The organism is Enterobacter cloacae complex sp. 370H10 (genome assembly GCF_050031535.1).
Taxonomy (GTDB): domain Bacteria; phylum Pseudomonadota; class Gammaproteobacteria; order Enterobacterales; family Enterobacteriaceae; genus Enterobacter; species Enterobacter intestinihominis.
Genome location: NZ_JBLGWG010000001.1, coordinates 4297284 through 4315694 on the forward strand (window position 1 = coordinate 4297284; position 18411 = coordinate 4315694).

Genomic DNA, 18411 nt, shown 5'->3' on the forward strand with positions numbered 1-18411 from the left:
GATGATGAATTTCAGGGCGCTGTATTTATGTATTAAACGGATTTTGGGGATATTCTCATCTCAGGAGAATGATGCAACCTCTGTAATGATTGAGGATATATCAAGCCTCTCTCCTTTTGCGCAGATTCTAGGAGATCAGAAGTACACTGTTCCTGATCATCCAAATCCAGAAGTCCTGAAATTCATCGAGTATCCAACTCGTCCGACGGGCATACAGACATTTAATGAACAGTCAATCCTGTCTCTGTATCGGGAAAAGCTGCACTCAATTTCAATGATGTTAGCTATCAGCGATAGCGACATCAGGGACGATGCATATACATTTACTAATTTAGTTTTAAAGCCCTTGGTTGAATATGTTCGCTGGATACATCTTTTGCCAGCTTCCGAAAATCATCATCATAATGGTATTGGTGGGTTACTTTCTCACAGCCTGGAAGTGGCCATACTCTCTTTAAAAAATGCGCATCACTCAGAACTGAGACCAATCGGATATCAAGATGAAGAAGTAGTCCGTAGAAAAGTATATCTCTATGCTGCGTTTATCTGTGGTTTAGTCCATGATGCCGGAAAGGTTTACGATCTCGACATTGTAAGCCTGAATTTAGCTAGTCCGATCATTTGGACGCCAAGCTCACAAAGTCTTCTTGACTGGGCACGTGAAAATGACGTGGTTGAATACGAAATCCACTGGCGAAAGCGTATTCATAATCAACATAATATCTGGTCCAGCGTTTTCCTTGAGCGAATCCTAAACCCGGTATGTCTTGCATTTTTGGATCGGGTAAATAAAGAACGTGTTTATTCAAAAATGATCACCGCCCTAAACGTTTATACTGATGGGAATGACTTTTTGTCTAAATGCGTGAGGACCGCTGATTTCTATTCTACTGGTACAGACCTTAATGTTTTACGTGACCCTATCATGGGTCTGCGTTCTAATGATGCAGCAGCAAGGGCCATTAGTACCATCAAGCACAACTTTACCAGTATCAATATCAACAATTACAATGCTAAGCCTATGCACATCATTATCGTAAATGGTGAGGTATACCTTAACGAGAACGCATTCCTTGATTTTGTTCTCAATGATTTCGAATTACATAAATATAACTTCCCTCAGGGAGAGGCTGGTAAGACCGTATTGGTAGAATCCCTAGTTCAACGTGGTTACGTCGAGCCCTATGATGATGAGCGTGTCGTTCACTACTTCATTCCGGGTATCTATTCGGAAAACGAAATATCAAACATCTTTAGAAATGGGATAGGGAAACTAGAATTCTATAACCTTCTTAAGCTAAGGTGGATTGGTTTAATCTTTGATTCCTATAAAATCCCTGACTCAGTGCCGGGTCTTTTTAGCGTTAATGCCAATAAAGACTTTATTTACATTGACGAGCAAAAAACAGTTACTGAATACAGAAGACCAGTGCCCGGTCGGGACGTTATAACTAAAATTACTGATACTGTTGAGACGGCTGTTCTTAAGGTTAATGATTTAGGCCGCTCCTCTGCCTCTATTGATGTTGATATACATTCTAAGAAAAATGAAGGCTCATCCGACGATTTTGAGAAGAAAGCCGAAAGTGATAATGAAATTGATAATGACACGCAGATAGTTAAATCTGAGGGTGAGGAAGCAGCTGATCCTGTCATTCCTGATATAGAAGAAAGTGAAGATGAATCGGCAAAGGACACGGAATCCCATGTCCTGGTCAACCAACTTCATGAACTCCTTTTAAGCGCTCCACTTTCCAATGACTATATAGTGTGTGTTGATGCTGTCCCCTACCTCAACATAGATACCACTATGGCATTGCTGCCGGGATTAGATGAAAAAGCATTCAGTGAAGAGCCCTATTTCCAACTGACATTCAGAGAAGGCTCTCTCGATGGAATGTGGATAGTAAGGGACATTGACGATCTGCGTTTAGTCCAGCTCGGCGATAACTGCGCCGGGTTCCAGCTCACCTATCATGAGCCAAGAAGGCCAACAACTTTAAAGTCACTTTTCAATACTTCTATGTATCAGGCATTAGTGATTAATGATGAGTCTTCTGTTGAAAACTCTGCCCCACGTCCAAAGCAAACGCTTGAGCTGCCTCCCCCACGTGTAAATGCAGTCGAAGAACATTCTGGCGACGTGGAATATCATGGAACCGATAGTGCATCCGCGACTGGTCCGCTGAAAACTGAGGCTGTGGAATATGAACATTATCAACATCTTTTTGAGAAAGAAGATGAAGAGCATGAGATCATTGATTATACCGATTTCTCACAGCTTAGTGTTTCTCGGCCAGAAGTCGGTAGTTGTGCAACAAGCTCTTCGGTCCATAATGAAAAGCTTCTCTCCGAGCCGTCAGAATTACCAGAACTTAACCGAGAACAGAACGCTGATCCCCAGGGTACGAATGAACGCTCTATGGATGTTTCTGTAGGACAAGAAAACTCAGAACCAGATACTGAGGGTAACTGCCCACCACCAGCTGAAGTTGTGTATTCCCAGACCGAAGCAGCCGCAACCAGTGTGATGGCAAGTGAAGAGCCCGCCTTACCTCCTGTACTTGAAGAATCAAATGGAGAGCATGCGCCCACAGACGCTAAGGGGCATCATCTTTCGCCAGCACTGGCCAGACTGTTCGCCCCAACAGCACCGGTAGAAAAACAAAATCCCAAGCGCAACCGGAATAAATCATCGGACAAAGCAGAAGTACAAAAACCAGCATCACCTGTTTCTGGTCACAATCTGAACAGTAAAGTCTTTGCATCTACTGAATCAGACCAAAATGGTGAATTCTCGCTTATAAGCGAAGGTGACGTTACAGAGCTTGAATTTGTAGAAATTGCGTTAGTACTGCATCAAATTCTGTCCAAAATGGAGGTGGCGTTTAAAAGAAAGCGCAAAAACAGATTTATGGTAAGTACTCCTAATACTCTCTATCTGACCCAATCTTGCGTGGAAAAATTTGGGTCGCAGTTAGAGGCTCAAGATCTTTTCAATAAGCTTCCTCAGTACCTCGTTAATTCTGGTGCTGTGATCAATACAAAATGCCATGCATTTAACATGCCTACTTTGCTGGCCGCATCAGACCGGGCGAAAGTGGACATTGAACGAATTATCAATAACCTGAAAGAGGCTGGGAACCTATAATGTCAGATTCGAAGAGGACTAACCTCCATGCACAAGAGAATTTTTATCGGCCTATTCTTGAGTATCGTAGTGCCTCAATACTTTTGATTTGTTCGGTTTCTATGCTTTATATGGGACTTTCTTCAGACGGACTGGACATCGCCCCAATAGTTCTGTTCACCTCAATATTGCTTTTTTTGCTGTGCCTTTATCGTTGCAAAACAGCAGCGCCATTTTTGATGGCTCATTGGCGTGTATTCAAGCGACATTTCATGTTCGTTAGTCTTGATTCACTGCGTGTAATTAACAAAAGTAACTTTTTCTCCAATGAGCGAAAGTATCGTCAACTGGTTCAGGATTATCAAAATAAAAATAAGGATATACCCGAGCGAAAGTCCTATTTTTGTGATGGGTTTGAGTGGGGTCCGGAACATGCGGATCGGGCATATCAAATAGCTAACCTCTCCAGTGATAAACGTGAGATCGAGTTGCCATTCGTCTTCAACCCAATTAAGAGACATTTTGACGCAATGGCTCGTAAGATGGGCGGCAGCAATGCAATTTTTGCTGTGGAACGTAGGGAACCCATATTTGTAACTGAAGACAATTGGTTTGGTCATACTCTGATAACCGGAAACGTGGGTACCGGGAAAACGGTGCTACAGCGTTTACTAAGCATTAGCATGCTTCATCTTGGTCATGTTGTTGTTGTCATAGATCCAAAGAACGATGCAGAGTGGCGAGAATCTCTAATGGAAGAGGCTAAGACCCTCGGTCTTCCTTTCTATAAATTTCATCCTGGCCAGCCAGCATCTTCGGTCTGTATTGATGTCTGCAACACCTATACTAATGTTTCTGACCTAACATCTCGTCTTTTGAGCTTGGTGACAGTTCCCGGTGAGGTTAACCCATTCGTTCAGTATGCCAAGGCTCTCGTTTCCAATGTGATTTCCGGGCTTTCTTACATAGAGAAAAAGCCTTCTATTTATCTGATTCACAAGAACATGAAAAGCCACATGTCTATTGTGAATCTTACAGTCAAGGTAATGGAGTCATGTTACGCGAGATATTATGGTTACGATGTCTGGACCGAAAAAGTTAAGTACGTCGCTAACGATACCTTGCCGGTACGTTTCAAGCGTCTCGCTGAATGGTTTACGGCTCATTTCATGAATTACGAGGGGTCCGAACAAATAGACTGGTTAGATACTGTTTCCCAGCTTATTGATTACTCAATGTCCGACCCAGAGCATATGGCTAAAATGACCGCAGGTATTATGCCTGTTTTCGATATGCTCATTGAAAAACCTTTAAATGAGCTTTTATCTCCTAACCCGAACTCAGTATCATCAAGAGAAATTGTAACAAGCGAAGGGATGTTCAGCACTGGCGGGGTGCTATACATTTCGCTTGATGGCCTTTCAAACCCCGATACAGCAGCTGCTATTTCTCAATTAATAATGTCAGATCTGACCTCCTGTGCCGGTAGTCGCTACAACGCTCAAGATGGTGATATGTCAGCTAATTCCAGGATAAGTATTTTTGTTGATGAGGCACACTCAGCCATTAACAACCCTATGATTAACCTTCTGGCGCAGGGTCGTGCAGCGAAAATTGCACTGTTTATTTGCACCCAAACCATCTCCGACTTTATTGCTGCGGCAAGTGTTGAAACTGCCAATCGAATTACGGGGCTCTGCAACAATTATATAAGCTTGCGAGTCAACGATACTCCTACTCAGACGCTTGTTGTAGAGAACTTTGGTAAGAGTGCGATAAGCACAAATATGGTCACTTATACGACCGGTTCAGAAACATCTTTGCCGCATAATAACTTCTCAGGTTCAATCTCAGAAAGAAAGCAGACAACTTTAGAAGAGAGTATTCCAAAGGATCTCTTGGGTCAGGTCCCTATGTTTCACATAGTTGCCAGGCTTCAAGATGGCAGGAAGGTTGTAGGCCAAATCCCTATTGCTGTTGCTGAGAAACAAATGAAGCCAAACACAACTCTGTCGGAAATGCTTTTCAAGAAGGCCGGAAAAGTTACTTTGCGTCAAAATCTCGATATCAAAAATCTTAATAAATTTCTAAGGAAGTTGCATTGATGGATGAAAAAATTGTCCTGACGCGCCAGCAAATTTTAAGCTCTGCACTAAAAGTCAGCAAATGTCGCTCGCTCGTAAAAAGGCGCTTTCAGTCTTTGGGTTTAAAGTACGCAGATTCTCAGGAAGTTCGAGATCGGCTAACTATGATAGAAAAAAACGCGTTTCATCATTTGGGAAAATTTTGTCAGAGCAACGATATCGATTCCCTATTCTCCATGGCAAATACCCTGTCTGAGCTTTTCCTTTTAAAGGGAGAGTTGATCACGACTGATCCCTTTGGGGACCGTGAAACCAGCTACTGGTCGGTACCACAAGGATCATGCCATGAATGGATTCAATCACTGACCACCAGCGAAGGTCCTGAACGTAAATTCGTTAGTTTCCGTATTTCTTTCGATAACAATGACGTACGGTGTGATCTTGTAAAAAAGAATGCCCGTATGCTTGGTTGTTATCTTTTGCCTTATTTCGTCGATTTAACACGCACGGTGGGCGCATTCATTAATTTGCCAGGTAGTGTCTCTTTTAAACAAGTACAGCGCATCAAACCCCAGATTCATCCAGAAACAACACATAGTCATATAGTTACTATTGAGGACTCTCCCTTTCTTTCTCGGTTAAAATTTAAAATCATTACTGCCATAGATCAGCTTCCTGACCCTAATGGCCTTTATACAAACACCTTTAACAGCATTATTGACCGTGCACTGCTGACTCATCTCAAAACCGAACAGGAAAAAATAGATAGTCCAAGAGTCTGCAAAAATGTGATTTCGGCTTTTGCCGACTCAACTCTTTCTCTGCCGGTGTTTAACATCGGCCTAAACGAGCAGTACAGATACTGGACGCCGTGGGGCATCAACTTTATAGAATTTTCCCGCCAGGCCGCAAAAGCAAGGACCGCTGTATTTGTTCCTGATGTGGGACAGATCGAGTGGAAAAGCGCAGAGCATAAAGAACTGGCGGAGTTAAGCCTCATCGACCAAATCATACCTAAACAGTACCACTGGCTCCTGGGTATCCCGACGATGTGGCGTAACAACTATTGCAATCACGATCAGAGGCTAGCTCTTTTTCGTGAATGGAGGGAAAGCAATGGCTGCGGATAATACAAGCAGGGCAGCAGTGCTCAGAACAATGCTTTTTTTTGGCATGGTCATTTATTTTGGTTACAGCTTGGCTTTCCAGAATACTGAGGAGCTCAAATATCAGATTACTCAGGAGGTTAATGCAAGCCGGTCCATCATATCAAATGACCGTTGGAAGTCTGTCATTGCAAATAGTGAAGCGACTTTAAATTGGTTGGTACATGACTATAAGTTAATTGACTATCTGAATACTATTCTGATCCCTGACACCAAAAAACCAGCCAGAGGTATTAACATTGTTGCTGAAAAATTTACCTCTATTAATTACACTATGGCCAAAAACATACCCCTCTTACTTTATCAGTCCATTTTCCGGTGGAACTTAATCCTGGGGTGGCTAATCGTTTTTCTGCCCTATCTATTTGCCATGCTAGCAGATGGAATGTACCAGTGGAAATTGAAGAGGTACGTATTTGGTAAGGTTACAGTTCAGTTTTATCGTATTTGGTTTCGAGCATTTTGGGTGATCAGTGCTTTAACGATGGTCTACCTGGTCATGCCAAATATGTCACTATTTAACAATATCGCTCAACTTTTCCCACCAGTCGCTTTATTGATACTGGGAATTGCATTGAATCGCTTGTGGTCTAACTTTCAAAAACTCATGTAAAGGTGGTCAGATGTTAAGCAGTAAAAAAAGGAAGTCCCCTACAAATATCAAAGAATCGCTCAATGATAACGCTGACCGTTTTTATAAGATGTTTCGCATTCATACCACGGCAAAAGTTGCTATGTCGCTAATTGCCATGACCGCTGTAGGGTTTTCTTTCTACAATCTTTACGAACAATGGCAGGACGCTGAAGGGAAGAAAGACCATATAGCTGTAATACGGATTTCTGGCGAGATGGGTACCGGCTCGGAAACGGGCGATGGAACAGTGATCGCAACAGCTCTTGCCAAAGCTTACAATAATCCCCATGCCAAAGCAGTTATTATCGAGGCAGAGTCAGGTGGTGGTGGTCCCTCTGACGCCATCATTATTTACCGCCAGATAAACGCGCTTAAAAACCACCAGCCACAGATTGAACGCGTATCAGATGCCGGTGGCTCTCTTTCATCTGTAGCCGCTGACAAGAGTAACAAAACCGGGAGCACAGAACGTGGCGATGAAGCACGGTCGAAGCAAAACTCCCTCGAAGTACTCTCCAGCGGTACCGGTCGTTTTTTCTCTGATATCGCAGACTCATATAAACCAATCATCGTTAGTGTGAAAGGCATATGCGCATCCGCATGCTATTACGCGGTATCGCCCGCTGATGCAATTTATGCCGACAGTAATGCCCTGATCGGTTCTATCGGTGTGCGTATGGACCACTGGAATCTGTCAGAGATCATGAGCACAGTAGGCGTCAAGAATGAGCCCCTTACGGCCGGTGAGTTCAAAGATGCTCTTGACCCCTTCCACCCATTGTCCGATTCAACGAGGGAGTTCATGCAGAAGGAGATCCTGAACACGATGCATGAAAAATTTATAACTGATGTTGAACTTGGACGGGGTAAAAAGCTTCTCTCGCGTCATGATGCCGATGCTGTTTCTCTCTATTCAGGCCGTGTATGGCCAACACCTCAGGCAGTTAAGTACGGCCTGGTGGATGGAGATCTTACGTCAGTAGAGATCCGTACACGTCTTTCAAAAATGTACTCCACTGACACGTTCAAAAACTACAATGAGCCTCATCGTAATCTCCGTTCTGCACTCGGCATGCTGATGAGCCTGTCTTCAAATATTGAGAGCCTTACCGGTACCACTACCCGCTTAGTAGAATCTGTTAATGCCACCAGCTACCCCTCTGTGAGGTAACATGGATGCTTTCAATCTGCTGTGGAGCATTACGGGGGTAGCTTTCATTATCCTTATTTTCGTCGTGTTGCTGTGTCTGTTGGGATTTATGACCTCTGCCATAGCGGAACGGCGGACTGCAAAGGCAATTGAATCTGGGCTTCCTGAAGAAGCTCAGGGGCTACTTAGTGATCTCACCTTTCAGTTGTCGGCTCATAGCACTACGCAGGTTGATCACATTCTCGTAGCCCCACATGGTATATACGTCATAGAGCAGAAAAACTACGTAGGCAAGCTCTACGGTACTCTGGAGGAAAGCCACTGGCGGAAATGGACTCAGTCCCGAACCCTCAAGTTGCAGAACCCGTTTAAGCAAAACCAGGGGCACATCAGGGCTATTCAGTCTGCTCTTAAGGCTAGAGAACTGGAATGTATCAATGTCGTCATCATAAACGGACGTTGTAAGTTTGATGGCATCAAGCCGGAATGGTTATGTATGGGGATGGACGATTTTATCCATAAAGTCAAACAACGACGAGGGCTACGGTTGTTCACACCGGAGTCTGTTCAGCACATCTGTTCGGTGTTGAAGTCAACAAGGAAGTCGCCAGGGCTCTATACGGACCTTACTCATATTCATAACATAACGACAAAGTACAAAGCCCCGATGAAATTCGAGCAACGAGTAACATACATTCTGCTCAACTTTATCCATTATCTGTGGGCAAGTCTGTTCACTAAGCAGAAGCCTTAGCGCTCTATCATTGGTAAGGCTGTAAAATGTCTGCAAAAGGCCCCATCGGTAAATTGTTGGGGCTTTTTCTTTGCGTAGTTCTGATACGGTTTATCCTGTGGAGCATTATGGCCACCAGCCAGCTGGTGACTGGCCAACGCTTTGTATGACGTAGCCTACTCAGGGCAGGCTATTTTAGAGGGACCGATTTTTATCCGGGCTAATTTAGAAAGAGATAATTTGAACTTAGGCGGGCTGACCACCAGCAGAGAGGTAAATCACTAGCCGGTGATATTGACAGAAGTCGTCAGGGGTTTAACGCCGGAATATTTTGCCAGGCCTCCTGCAAGGTCTGCAAGACTTCTACAAGTGATAGTGACGGCCACAGGACTGTTTCCGTCATTATCACTCCAGGTGGCTCGCACTCTACTGGTACCAGAATTAAAACAACACGAGTTCCTTTTACCTGGTAGGCAAGGTTTACTGCCGGTTGGCGGTAGGAGGCCAGTACACCCTCACCATATTGAGCAGGGTTACTTGCCCAGTTCCGCACCATTGCATACACCTGAGGCATATACCGACTATCCAGATCCCCTTTGGGCCGTCTGAACGGCACGATTTCTTCTGAGCGGTAGGTGGTCGTTGTTGTATTGGTTGTCATCTTTGTCACCTCCCCTGTTCGTCCATTTAGAGTTTTAAGCTGCTTTACACATCACACTCAACTGATTATTTAAGCTGGTCATCGTCTCTGGCCAGCATAGCCCAACCATTCGCCTGGTTTTCGCGGGAGTAAGGATTCATTTCAAAATAACTATCTACCGCGTCGCTGTCCGCAACAGAACTGTTGTTAGCTCTCTTTGAACCCTGAACCACTACAGCATCAACCTCTGCGGCTTTCCCGTTGCGCTGTACCAGGATTTTAACCGTATTGGGCTTACGTCTTGCGAGCAGTTTGTTGGCGATAAAAAGCACAACAATCCAGGCCAAAAGCACGTATAAAAATGTATTCATAATGCCCTCCTTTGTATGTGATTATTATACCTGCTTCCATTGCAGGCCAAACAGGTTCGGTGCATGAAAAATAGACTTCTCTCCGGCGTATAGCAATCTACTTACTGATCTGTTTTCGTATCAAACTGTATGGCATAACCGAGGGGCGTACGTGGTGAGTCAGAAAGTTACTTTTCCGTAATAGTTAATTTCAGATCCTTCTTCCAGTTACGCTTCAGTATAAAACCGATACCCTCTAATTCAGCATCCTTCACGTTTAATACGCTTCACTTTAAGGCAGGGCTTTTCGGTTGAAATGAATTCTTTTTCCGGTTGCTGGACATGGGTTTCATCCTGATAGTTAAAGTTGCAGGCTATCAGTCACCACCACCACCTCCGTCACCTCCTCCACCGCCACCATCACAACCACCAGCTATGCTATTTTCACCATTACAATCACCTCCGAGGGGGTTCAAATGGCTGCTCCCCTGTAGATGGTGTCCTTGCCAGATCGAACCCGAACCAGCGCCTCCTGAGCGTCTTTGCTTGCCCTGAGGCAATTGTGCAGGCTCACCAGCACCGGCGGTACCAAAAATGTCCCGGGCAATTTTATAAAGAAGGTAAAAAGGTACGCCCAGCATCATAAAAAAGATTACTGAAAATATTACACGTTCCATTGATGATCTCCTGTCTTGTGAGAGACCAGTTATATCAGGGTGATTCAGTATTTCCGTTTAGAAAAGAGTACTAATTTGGCCCTGTTCGCTCTTAATTTGCCATCCGGGAAAAAGTCATAGGGATAGGCCTGCCAGAGTCAATAACTTCCAGTGATCTGGAGGAGACCCCGGCTCTCTGAGCCCTCATGGATGGTACGGCTTTACCCCTTGTAAACAGATTCACGTTCCGCAGGACAAACATCGACTACTGACGTCTCATATTTGCTGACGCTAATCCGACGTCTCATTGCCGTCTGCTTGTTTTCTTTAAAGGGTGTATTAGACGAATATCAAATCGGAATGGTAGGGGATGTGTGGGCACCATGCCCGGCCCTCTTTGAGCATCTGAGAGATTGGAGACCTAGCCGGGTAAGATAGCTACTTTCTTACGGGTTACCCTTCAAATCCAAAGACGAAACGGACGCTGCCGTTCTCCACGTGGAGACGCTTTACTTCTTCGACAAATTCCTGGATCACCTCTCCGGCGTTATCGGGTGGTATGGCTGACAAAATTTCTTCCGAAGTCAGCCATGAGTATGAATGTTCACCGAATAAATCATCATCTTCGGACGGTATATCATCAGGTAATCCGCGTAATGCGTGGATAAAAACTGCTGATGTGCTCGCCCTTTCACGATCTACATCAAATCCGAGCCAGGCAAAGTGGAGATATGATCGGTCCCCTTTATAATTGCTTGATAAATTAATCCATTTACCAGGCTTTTCTTCCCTTTGAAATCGCCAGCAGATATCAACGCCCATTAAGAAACTCCATTACTATCGTTCGTATGAGATAACTATCATTTCAGAATACTATGACTTCTTCCCGTATAGAACTAATCGCTCACGCCATTTAGCTACTTACTTTTTTTACGTACGCTTGCAGCGCAGTACCTTGAGAGAAGTAAGTAAGACTGGGCGAAGCCAACCGGTTCCGCCACCTCGCTCACCGGCTTTTAGGCGTAAGCACTGAAGTCAGCCTCCATGCTAACTGGCGAGCCTGCGAAAGTCAGACTCGTTGTTATAAAGCGGCATATCGTAAGCAGTGTCTGAAATGAACATTCGGATCTGCTCAAGCGTCATGCCACAATGAAAACGGGTTACGCTCACATTGGCCCGGGGGAAGTCAGCACAAAATGCATTCAAAACATTCTCATGGACAATACCAATGTTGATTAACGCAGCTGGCCCGTTGTCACGGAAAGATACGACACGGAATCCCCCATACCAGCCTGACTGGGAGAAAAATGAAAATGCACTCGTTGCCAGACCATTAGACAGGTCATAGCGCAATTTCCCGCTCAGAGACTGGCTGTCTCTGCTGTACACGCGATTAATGAAAATGCCGGGACCAACTTCTACCGGCTGCTTGTTGCTTGCTAAACACGGAAAGCCCACCAGCGAAACCTCCCTTTCTCCTAACCAGTTTACCTGATACCCGGCAGTGAGAAAGTCAGTCAGTTCTACGCCAGAAAGAGCATTAATGGCCGCAATATCGGTATCCAAAATATTTACGTTTTTCATATTCATCTCATCTATATTCTAAAGTGCGTTTTTTGTCTATCAGCCCGAGGATTGAAAATTTGAATATTTAATGTGACAGAAAAATACCTGTCACCTTTTCAAAAACTGCCTGCAATTGAATATCGAGAGAGTCCATTTTAAAATCCACCAGCTCAGCTTTATTATCGCAAACCGAATAAAAATAGGAGTCAAATGCGTCTGTATCTTCATCTTTAAAAATACGGAAGGAATTAATTTTATTATGCCCTTCAAATTCGGCATGAATACCATAGCGAACCGAGCCGTCATCGAACTGAACAACCCGTCGTACAGAATTAATCCGGACGTACTGTTTTAAGGCCCTCGCGAAATCGGCATTTAACGCCAACGCTCGTAAGATTGAATCAGCGGTTTCATTCTGCTTTTTACGATCATATTCAAACATCCCACAGCCGGTGTTACGAAAGACCGGCTGAAGAGCATTAACCAGGTTGAAGGAATCCACGTTTCTGTCGTTTCTGTACATGAGATATCTCCTGCCCCTCCGCTATACGAAGGGGCTTGATAGGGTTACTGCCAGGCTGCGATCACTTCTTCGCACTGGAAATGAGATAAGCACTGCTGGAGTAAAAGGGCCAGCACCGCTGTGTTAGGGACGCGATTGTTACACCACGCGTTGAATAGCAGCTGCCATGGACCGGCATAATACCCGGCCAGTTTCTTTTTTTGTTTATCTGTGCAGCAGCTGGAAATGGCCTGCTGATAAAGGCTTTCATTCTCGGCACCAGAGCGTTGTTGCAGTGCCTGATAAATATAGGAGTAGACAGAATCGGAGCAATTAGATGCATAGGCCAGATTGGTTTTCATAATACCTCCTGTGTTTTTGGGTATTATATAAAACTCCGACCTACTGGCTAATAACCCACACTGTAATTTCTTTTAAAAACACAATAAATTTTCAAAATTGGACCAGTGTGGATTTAAGCGAGCAGTTTAAATCTTTATGAACTAGCTTTCAAAGAGGTTGGTTTTTCGGGAAGTTTTTTGCCAGACCAGCATGTTGGTTTTTTTTCTGTAGTGCAGATTAGCTGGTACCTGCCCCTTCTTACCTCTTTGAGCAATGACTGTTTGAAATATGGTAAGCCCAGTTCAAAAACCCAGTAACGACCGTCTGCAAAAACGACTGAATTTTCAACGCCATCCGAAGCCACCAAGGATGCATCATTAAGTAGACGTTCTTCATAATGAAATGGTAATGAAAATGTCAGATATAACGCACAAAGTACAAAGATTCCTGTGAGACTAACTGCCAGTGAACCACAATAACCAGAATAAACATTTAAATTTCTTTTGATAAATTTCTCATGCAAGATTACAAGCAGACAGAATACACAAGCTACCAGCCCAAATCCTACATGCAGATAAAACTGTCTTATTTCATCATTCCAGACGATGTTGTCCCATTTCGTGCTTAAGATTGAACCCAACAAGGAGATAATAAAAGCGGCAATTTGAGAACTGATAAAGTAGGAGAAAGCTGACTTTGAAGTTATTTTTTTCATAGAAACAGGAACCTCTTTACCTCGTTCCTGATCAGAGAAAAGACACAAAACGCACCATGCGCAAAAAACTGCAAGTCCAGATGCAATAATCTCGCGTAAAAACATATTAAACGTTTCCGATAATGAATAAGTAATTACCATATCCTCTCCGTAAGTCTACATATAATTCAGACGTGACAAATAATTAAAGGCATTGCTATTCTATCATTATGCATTGCGTTTAAAATCATTTCTAATTCAGCAGAGTAGCGATACAGGCATTTCGCTATCCTAAAATCTGGTAGCTTTCCATTTCCTTGCTGAGATAAATCAAAATAATTCTATTTATTGCCTATTCGGATGCTGCAAAACCTTATAAATCCGGATGTATATCACTTAACAGTGAACCATTCGGTGACTTGCTCTCCGTGAGGTCCACCGGGTTTATCCAGTAGGGAACATTCTGCTTTTACCGTTTACTGCATACGCGAGCAGGAATTCTGTTGCAGTTCTGCATTTGCCTGCTTTTCCAGTGCTGTCATAACCCGGCGGAGCATCGCCAGAGCCTGAACAGGCGAGCTCCCAAACTGCACTTTCACTTCATCCGTATCATGATCCTGAATCAGGTCGAGGATGTTCACTTCGATCCCTGCCCCGTTTTCATCTTTTGCCGTGCACTGAATACTTACCCGGGTCACCGAATCCGTCAGGACTGGCAGTGGGTTAGTCTTGTCTACGTTGATAAAAGCCTTCTTCATTGCCCTGTTTCCCCTTGTCCTGAAAAAGTTACCGACCCGTCCGGATGGAGGGGTCGGTCAGAAAATCATGCCTGTCCCTTATTCATCTTCTCAGCATGCTTACGCAGGTACTCTTTCAGGTCAGCATGAGCATTGATGATATCGTTCATTTCATCATTGGTCAGAACAAGCGTGTAAGTATCAGTGCTGACAGATTCACCTTCTTTAAGCTTGGCTTCTTCAGCAATACGTTCAAAAATCGGGATCGCGGTGTCGGCAATGACGGTCACGGTCTTTTTGTTCAGAACGCTGGACATGGATGGTGCTTTACCTGCCGGGTTCTGTTTAGGAGCGCTGTCCTTTGGAGCCGGAGCTGGTTCCTGTACCGGTGGCGTAACCAGCGTCTCTGTATTGCTTTCATCATTCAGTTGATCCGGTACCGGGGTGTTAACGGTAGCATTACCTGCCGGTTGCTCATCACCGGAGTTTTCCGGAGTCTGCGGATCTGCCATGCGCTCTTCTACCTTGGCAGCTTTGACGAATTTCAGCGTGTTTTTCGTCGCTTTACCATAGATGGAGATCGCCTTGTTGATGTTATCTACCGCATCCTCACCGCTGTACATATACTCGTCCAGCGCAACGTACATGCTCACCTGATCGCTCACAAGCATGGTCTGTAGTTCAGAAGGCAGGTCCAGTACGCGAACCATCTGGCGAAGATGCTGCTCTGATTTACCACGTTTTTTTGCCAGTTCCGCAAAGGTCTTAGGCTCTTCTTTATCTTCAACAAGACGCTTAATTGAAAGCGCTTCAGCTACGACAGACAGCGCCAGGTTGGAGTTGCCGGTCAGGGTGAAGAGTTCTGCTTTTGAAGCGCTACCGCGAAACTCTTCGCAGCGAATACGAGTAATGCGTTCACGCCCTTCTGCTTCCAGCTGGCGGTTTGCAATAGCGATGGAACGGATACGGCAAGCCCCCTGACGCAGTACAGGTACGCCATTAACCATCTGAACAACGATAGGCGTCACGCTGAACGGGTCTTCCATGTAGGCATCGGCCAGGCTGTTCAGGTGTTCCACAACGTGAGGCATTGAATAGTAGAGCTCGCCCATACCGGCCGTGCGGGTGTTAAAGCCTTCCTGCTCTACAACAACCGAAGGGTCAATGATAAGGCCGTTACCTTTACGGGCACCGTTACCAGTGCGTTCCAGGTAACCACGAAGGCTGATTTCGTTGCTGTTGTTTTTTACTTCAGTTTCGATTGCGGACATTTTTGTTCTCTCTTTTGGTTGGTTGTTTAACTGCGCTACAACACAACAATACCAGGTTCGACATTTTTTCTAATAGGTTGCACAGAAGAAAAAGTAACTTTTCTTAAAAAAAATTCCTGAGACAATACTACTCGATCCGTCCGTTTTAAATCTTCACAACAGTGGGCCGTTTTTACGTTTAAGCAAAATAGCTGGTTCAGAAGGTGAGTCGGAGAGAAAAGTTACTTTTCCGGTTGTCTGGGCCAGTGATGAGAGAGTGGCAGGACAGGAATGGCTAAACCGGTGCGGGTCTCTTGTAAGTCGCAGGGGATTGAGGAGATATAGAGGTAAACCGGTACGTTCAGTTTTTGGATTGAGCCGGGCTTTTGGCCCGGGCTTAAGGAAGCGGAAATTTGAACGAACTGGCAGGTAATGATTTATGCCGCCGACAGCTGGCCGTCAGTGCTTTGCTGTTCTGGTTTGACAGTTGGGGGATAACCGGCAGTTAGCCGCTGGCATTCCGCATCACAGAAAGCCCTGAGGTTGCTGAAGACGGACTCCATGAAATCAGCATGAGCATACGAGTCTACAGGACGTGTCTTGTTATCTTTCATCTTGTTCTCCTCAATCATTATTAAAACCAGCGGATTTAGTTCCTGGCGCTCCATCTGCTGACCGGCTTTCCCAGAGAGCAGCGATGTGTCGGGTTCTGTTTCTCATTTTATCGTTTTCATCGGGCCCATCCGGCCGTATAAGAGACCGATTTGGCATGTTTAAGAAACGTACTGGCGACATTAAAAGCTGAGGTTGGCTTTGGAATAAAAGGATACTTTTCCCGTTTGTCAGGTCTTTCGCTACCGCTGCACGATGATTCTGTCAGGCATTCTGCGCCCTCCTTGGCTGTACATCTTGAAACAAGCGGTGGGATGTTCCCTTCCCCCTGCTCACCGCAGAATAATTGGCAAGTCCCGACGGTCGTTCCGTACGAGCCGGGTCCAAATAATGAATAAATACAACGCCACTTCAATTGTATTGACAATAGAAGTTAGGAGGATCATAGTGTCATTCATGGTGCGGCTTTCGCACCACCGCCCCGGCGGTACCGGGCAGAACTGGAGTACCTCATGAAACTTTCCCGTCAGACGACTTCTGATACTTCTGTTGATGGCCGTTCACGCGCATATGCCTGGGGCCGTGTCCATTATTTCATTATCGAACATGCACCAATGGCTGAGCTGGTCGCTATTGACGAGCTGCTGGAAAAAGCTGGCTGGAGCAATGACGGCTGTCCGAACTATGAGAAAGATGACGAGTTTGGTAATGCTGGTTACAGCTGTGGTTACTGGATCGATATTGACAGCGTGGGAAGCTTCAAGGCTGACTACAAACGTCTTAAGGGTGAGATTAGTGCGCATATCGCCTCAAAGGCGGCAGAGGTGGAGATCCGCGTACTGGACTCGATGTCCGACAAAGAATGTAAAGATGTTGCCTCGGTGGCATGTACTGTTCGCCGTGACTTACGTACGCAGTCCGAATCGCTTCATTCACTGCGTACTATCGTAACGGTTGATCATTACAATCCCTATGTGATCACCAGCCGCCCGCTGAGCATTTCCGCCTGGACACTTATCCACGACTGTCTGAAAACCGGCACCATCAATGACGTCTGTTCACGGTTGAGTTCATTAATCCTGCACTCTGAAGCCGCGATTGCCCGTTGTAAGGGAAGCTCCGACTACTCTTCGGAACACGCTCAGCTATCGTTTTTTGCTGGTAACGACTATGTCACCAGACGCACCCTTGTTGATGCAGCTCACGAAGAGGCTCTGCGAATGAACCGCCGCTTTGATGAACGTATTGCAATGAACGCGGATTCTGATGCCAGAAGGCTCCAGTGCGAATTCAACCTGAGCAACCATGTCGTACAGCGTCGGACCGTTGAATCTGCTCATATCCAGGCAATCAACGAAGACGTCACCCGTTCACAGGCGGAACCACGCTGCCCTGGAAAGCTTCTTCTGAAAATGACCAGTCATGAGGAAGTGCGGGACTCACTGAGCACCTGTTAGTCCAGCGACACCCCCTGCGGCTCTACTACCGGGCCGCAGTCTGCTCCGGCCAGATGGTGCCAGTGGCGTAATGAATTTGTTTAATAAGGCTGAGTATGATGAATAAAGAACAACTAATCGACAAACTGGAACGCGTGGTATGTGGTCAGTACTCCTACGAAATGCAGGAGCTTGCGTATTCGGCCCTCTGCTGCATTAAAGGCACCCCGGACGACTGCGCTAAGTTCCCTGTTACGCGTCCGCTGCCTGACACCTTAGTGGACGTATGGGACGAGATCGGGCAATACCTTGGCACAGGCAAAGCCATTGAAACTCGCAGTTGCGGCGTTTCGCTTCTGCTTCATGGACACTGCTACGATTCAAATCATGTGCTGTACTGGCGCAATGCTGGCGCACTTCCAGCAGCTTGCGATACGCCACTGGCTGGTGGGTCTCGCAAACTGTTCACCTGCTCAGCCTGTGGAGTGGACGGTCTGGATGAACCACCTGAAACCAGTTGCCACTGCTGCACAGAGGGGGCCCACTGGATTGAGAGCAGGCTCTTCACCTCCGGGCAGGCAGACCCTGAAGAATTTAGACCCGTGGCGGTCGTGAAAGTGTGTGCAGGCTCAACGCCGGATGATCGGCTCATCTGGAGCGTGATTGAACAGCTCAACGGCGAACTGGCGGAAGGCGATAAACTATTTAAGCGACGCTGACAGATCACGT

General features: G+C 45.5%; 19 protein-coding genes. 8 read left to right on the plus strand and 11 right to left on the minus strand.

The window, feature by feature from the left end; genetic code table 11:
* The first annotated feature begins 4 nt into the window (after nt 1-4).
* The 6 genes from mobH to ACQG2Q_RS21225 are packed head-to-tail and all read left to right on the plus strand — an operon-like array spanning nt 5 to nt 8918.
* A complete protein-coding gene (gene mobH / locus ACQG2Q_RS21200; protein ID WP_001011152.1) occupies nt 5-3151 on the plus strand; it encodes a MobH family relaxase in 3147 nt (1048 codons plus the stop codon).
* Entirely contained in the window at nt 3151-5235 is a 2085-nt protein-coding gene (gene traD / locus ACQG2Q_RS21205; RefSeq protein WP_001284073.1) for a conjugative transfer system coupling protein TraD, read from the plus strand. Before mobH ends, traD begins: the two co-directional genes overlap by 1 nt.
* Nucleotides 5235-6344 carry a hypothetical protein gene (locus ACQG2Q_RS21210; protein ID WP_000343600.1) on the plus strand — a complete coding sequence of 370 codons (1110 nt, stop codon included), beginning with the start codon at nt 5235-5237 and terminating at the stop codon, nt 6342-6344. The genes traD and ACQG2Q_RS21210 overlap by 1 nt, the downstream gene beginning before the upstream one ends.
* Nucleotides 6331-6993: a DUF4400 domain-containing protein gene (locus ACQG2Q_RS21215; protein ID WP_000718549.1), complete on the plus strand. Its 663-nt coding sequence runs from the start codon at nt 6331-6333 to the stop codon at nt 6991-6993. Before ACQG2Q_RS21210 ends, ACQG2Q_RS21215 begins: the two co-directional genes overlap by 14 nt.
* Before the next feature lie 10 nt (nt 6994-7003).
* On the plus strand, nt 7004-8185 hold the full coding sequence (locus tag ACQG2Q_RS21220) for a S49 family peptidase (RefSeq protein WP_000952985.1): 1182 nt from the start codon (nt 7004-7006) through the stop codon (nt 8183-8185).
* Between the two features lies 1 nt (nt 8186).
* Entirely contained in the window at nt 8187-8918 is a 732-nt protein-coding gene (locus ACQG2Q_RS21225) for a nuclease-related domain-containing protein (protein WP_000338612.1), read from the plus strand.
* 286 nt (nt 8919-9204) lie between these two features.
* On the opposite strand, the gene ACQG2Q_RS21230 is transcribed toward ACQG2Q_RS21225, so the two are convergent.
* The 11 genes from ACQG2Q_RS21230 to ACQG2Q_RS21280 all read right to left on the minus strand — a co-directional run bounded on the left by ACQG2Q_RS21230 (nt 9205) and on the right by ACQG2Q_RS21280 (nt 16248).
* On the minus strand, nt 9205-9558 hold the full coding sequence (locus tag ACQG2Q_RS21230; RefSeq protein WP_000210769.1) for a hypothetical protein: 354 nt from the start codon (nt 9556-9558) through the stop codon (nt 9205-9207).
* A 65-nt stretch (nt 9559-9623) separates the two neighbouring features.
* Nucleotides 9624-9908, minus strand: coding sequence for a hypothetical protein (locus tag ACQG2Q_RS21235; protein WP_001091367.1), 285 nt, complete (start codon nt 9906-9908; stop codon nt 9624-9626).
* Nucleotides 9909-10264: 356 nt separating this feature from the next.
* Nucleotides 10265-10564, minus strand: a complete 300-nt coding sequence (locus tag ACQG2Q_RS21240) for a hypothetical protein (protein WP_000442693.1) — start codon at nt 10562-10564, stop codon at nt 10265-10267.
* Between the two features lie 432 nt (nt 10565-10996).
* Nucleotides 10997-11365, minus strand: coding sequence for a hypothetical protein (locus tag ACQG2Q_RS21245; protein WP_000537761.1), 369 nt, complete (start codon nt 11363-11365; stop codon nt 10997-10999).
* A 225-nt stretch (nt 11366-11590) separates the two neighbouring features.
* The gene (locus ACQG2Q_RS21250) at nt 11591-12127 is read right to left on the minus strand and encodes a hypothetical protein (protein WP_000800251.1); all 537 of its coding nucleotides are present in this window, start codon (nt 12125-12127) and stop codon (nt 11591-11593) included.
* Nucleotides 12128-12194: 67 nt separating this feature from the next.
* Nucleotides 12195-12632, minus strand: a complete 438-nt coding sequence (locus ACQG2Q_RS21255) for a hypothetical protein (protein ID WP_000286108.1) — start codon at nt 12630-12632, stop codon at nt 12195-12197.
* A 44-nt stretch (nt 12633-12676) separates the two neighbouring features.
* Nucleotides 12677-12973, minus strand: a complete 297-nt coding sequence (locus tag ACQG2Q_RS21260) for a hypothetical protein (RefSeq protein WP_000856246.1) — start codon at nt 12971-12973, stop codon at nt 12677-12679.
* 134 nt (nt 12974-13107) lie between these two features.
* A complete protein-coding gene (locus ACQG2Q_RS21265; RefSeq protein ID WP_000237191.1) occupies nt 13108-13809 on the minus strand; it encodes a hypothetical protein in 702 nt (233 codons plus the stop codon).
* Nucleotides 13810-14123: 314 nt separating this feature from the next.
* Nucleotides 14124-14405: a hypothetical protein gene (locus ACQG2Q_RS21270; RefSeq protein WP_000708863.1), complete on the minus strand. Its 282-nt coding sequence runs from the start codon at nt 14403-14405 to the stop codon at nt 14124-14126.
* A 65-nt stretch (nt 14406-14470) separates the two neighbouring features.
* Nucleotides 14471-15655: a hypothetical protein gene (locus tag ACQG2Q_RS21275; protein WP_001272971.1), complete on the minus strand. Its 1185-nt coding sequence runs from the start codon at nt 15653-15655 to the stop codon at nt 14471-14473.
* 416 nt (nt 15656-16071) lie between these two features.
* Nucleotides 16072-16248: a hypothetical protein gene (locus ACQG2Q_RS21280; protein ID WP_001371930.1), complete on the minus strand. Its 177-nt coding sequence runs from the start codon at nt 16246-16248 to the stop codon at nt 16072-16074.
* 510 nt (nt 16249-16758) lie between these two features.
* Between ACQG2Q_RS21280 and ACQG2Q_RS21285 the strand changes: the two genes are divergently transcribed.
* Both ACQG2Q_RS21285 and ACQG2Q_RS21290 read left to right on the plus strand, forming a co-directional pair.
* Nucleotides 16759-17703 (plus strand): DUF5417 domain-containing protein, encoded by a 945-nt coding sequence (locus ACQG2Q_RS21285; RefSeq protein WP_000778029.1) that lies wholly within the window; start codon nt 16759-16761, stop codon nt 17701-17703.
* Nucleotides 17704-17798: 95 nt separating this feature from the next.
* Nucleotides 17799-18401 (plus strand): hypothetical protein, encoded by a 603-nt coding sequence (locus tag ACQG2Q_RS21290; protein ID WP_224222681.1) that lies wholly within the window; start codon nt 17799-17801, stop codon nt 18399-18401.
* The last annotated feature ends 10 nt before the right edge of the window (nt 18402-18411 follow it).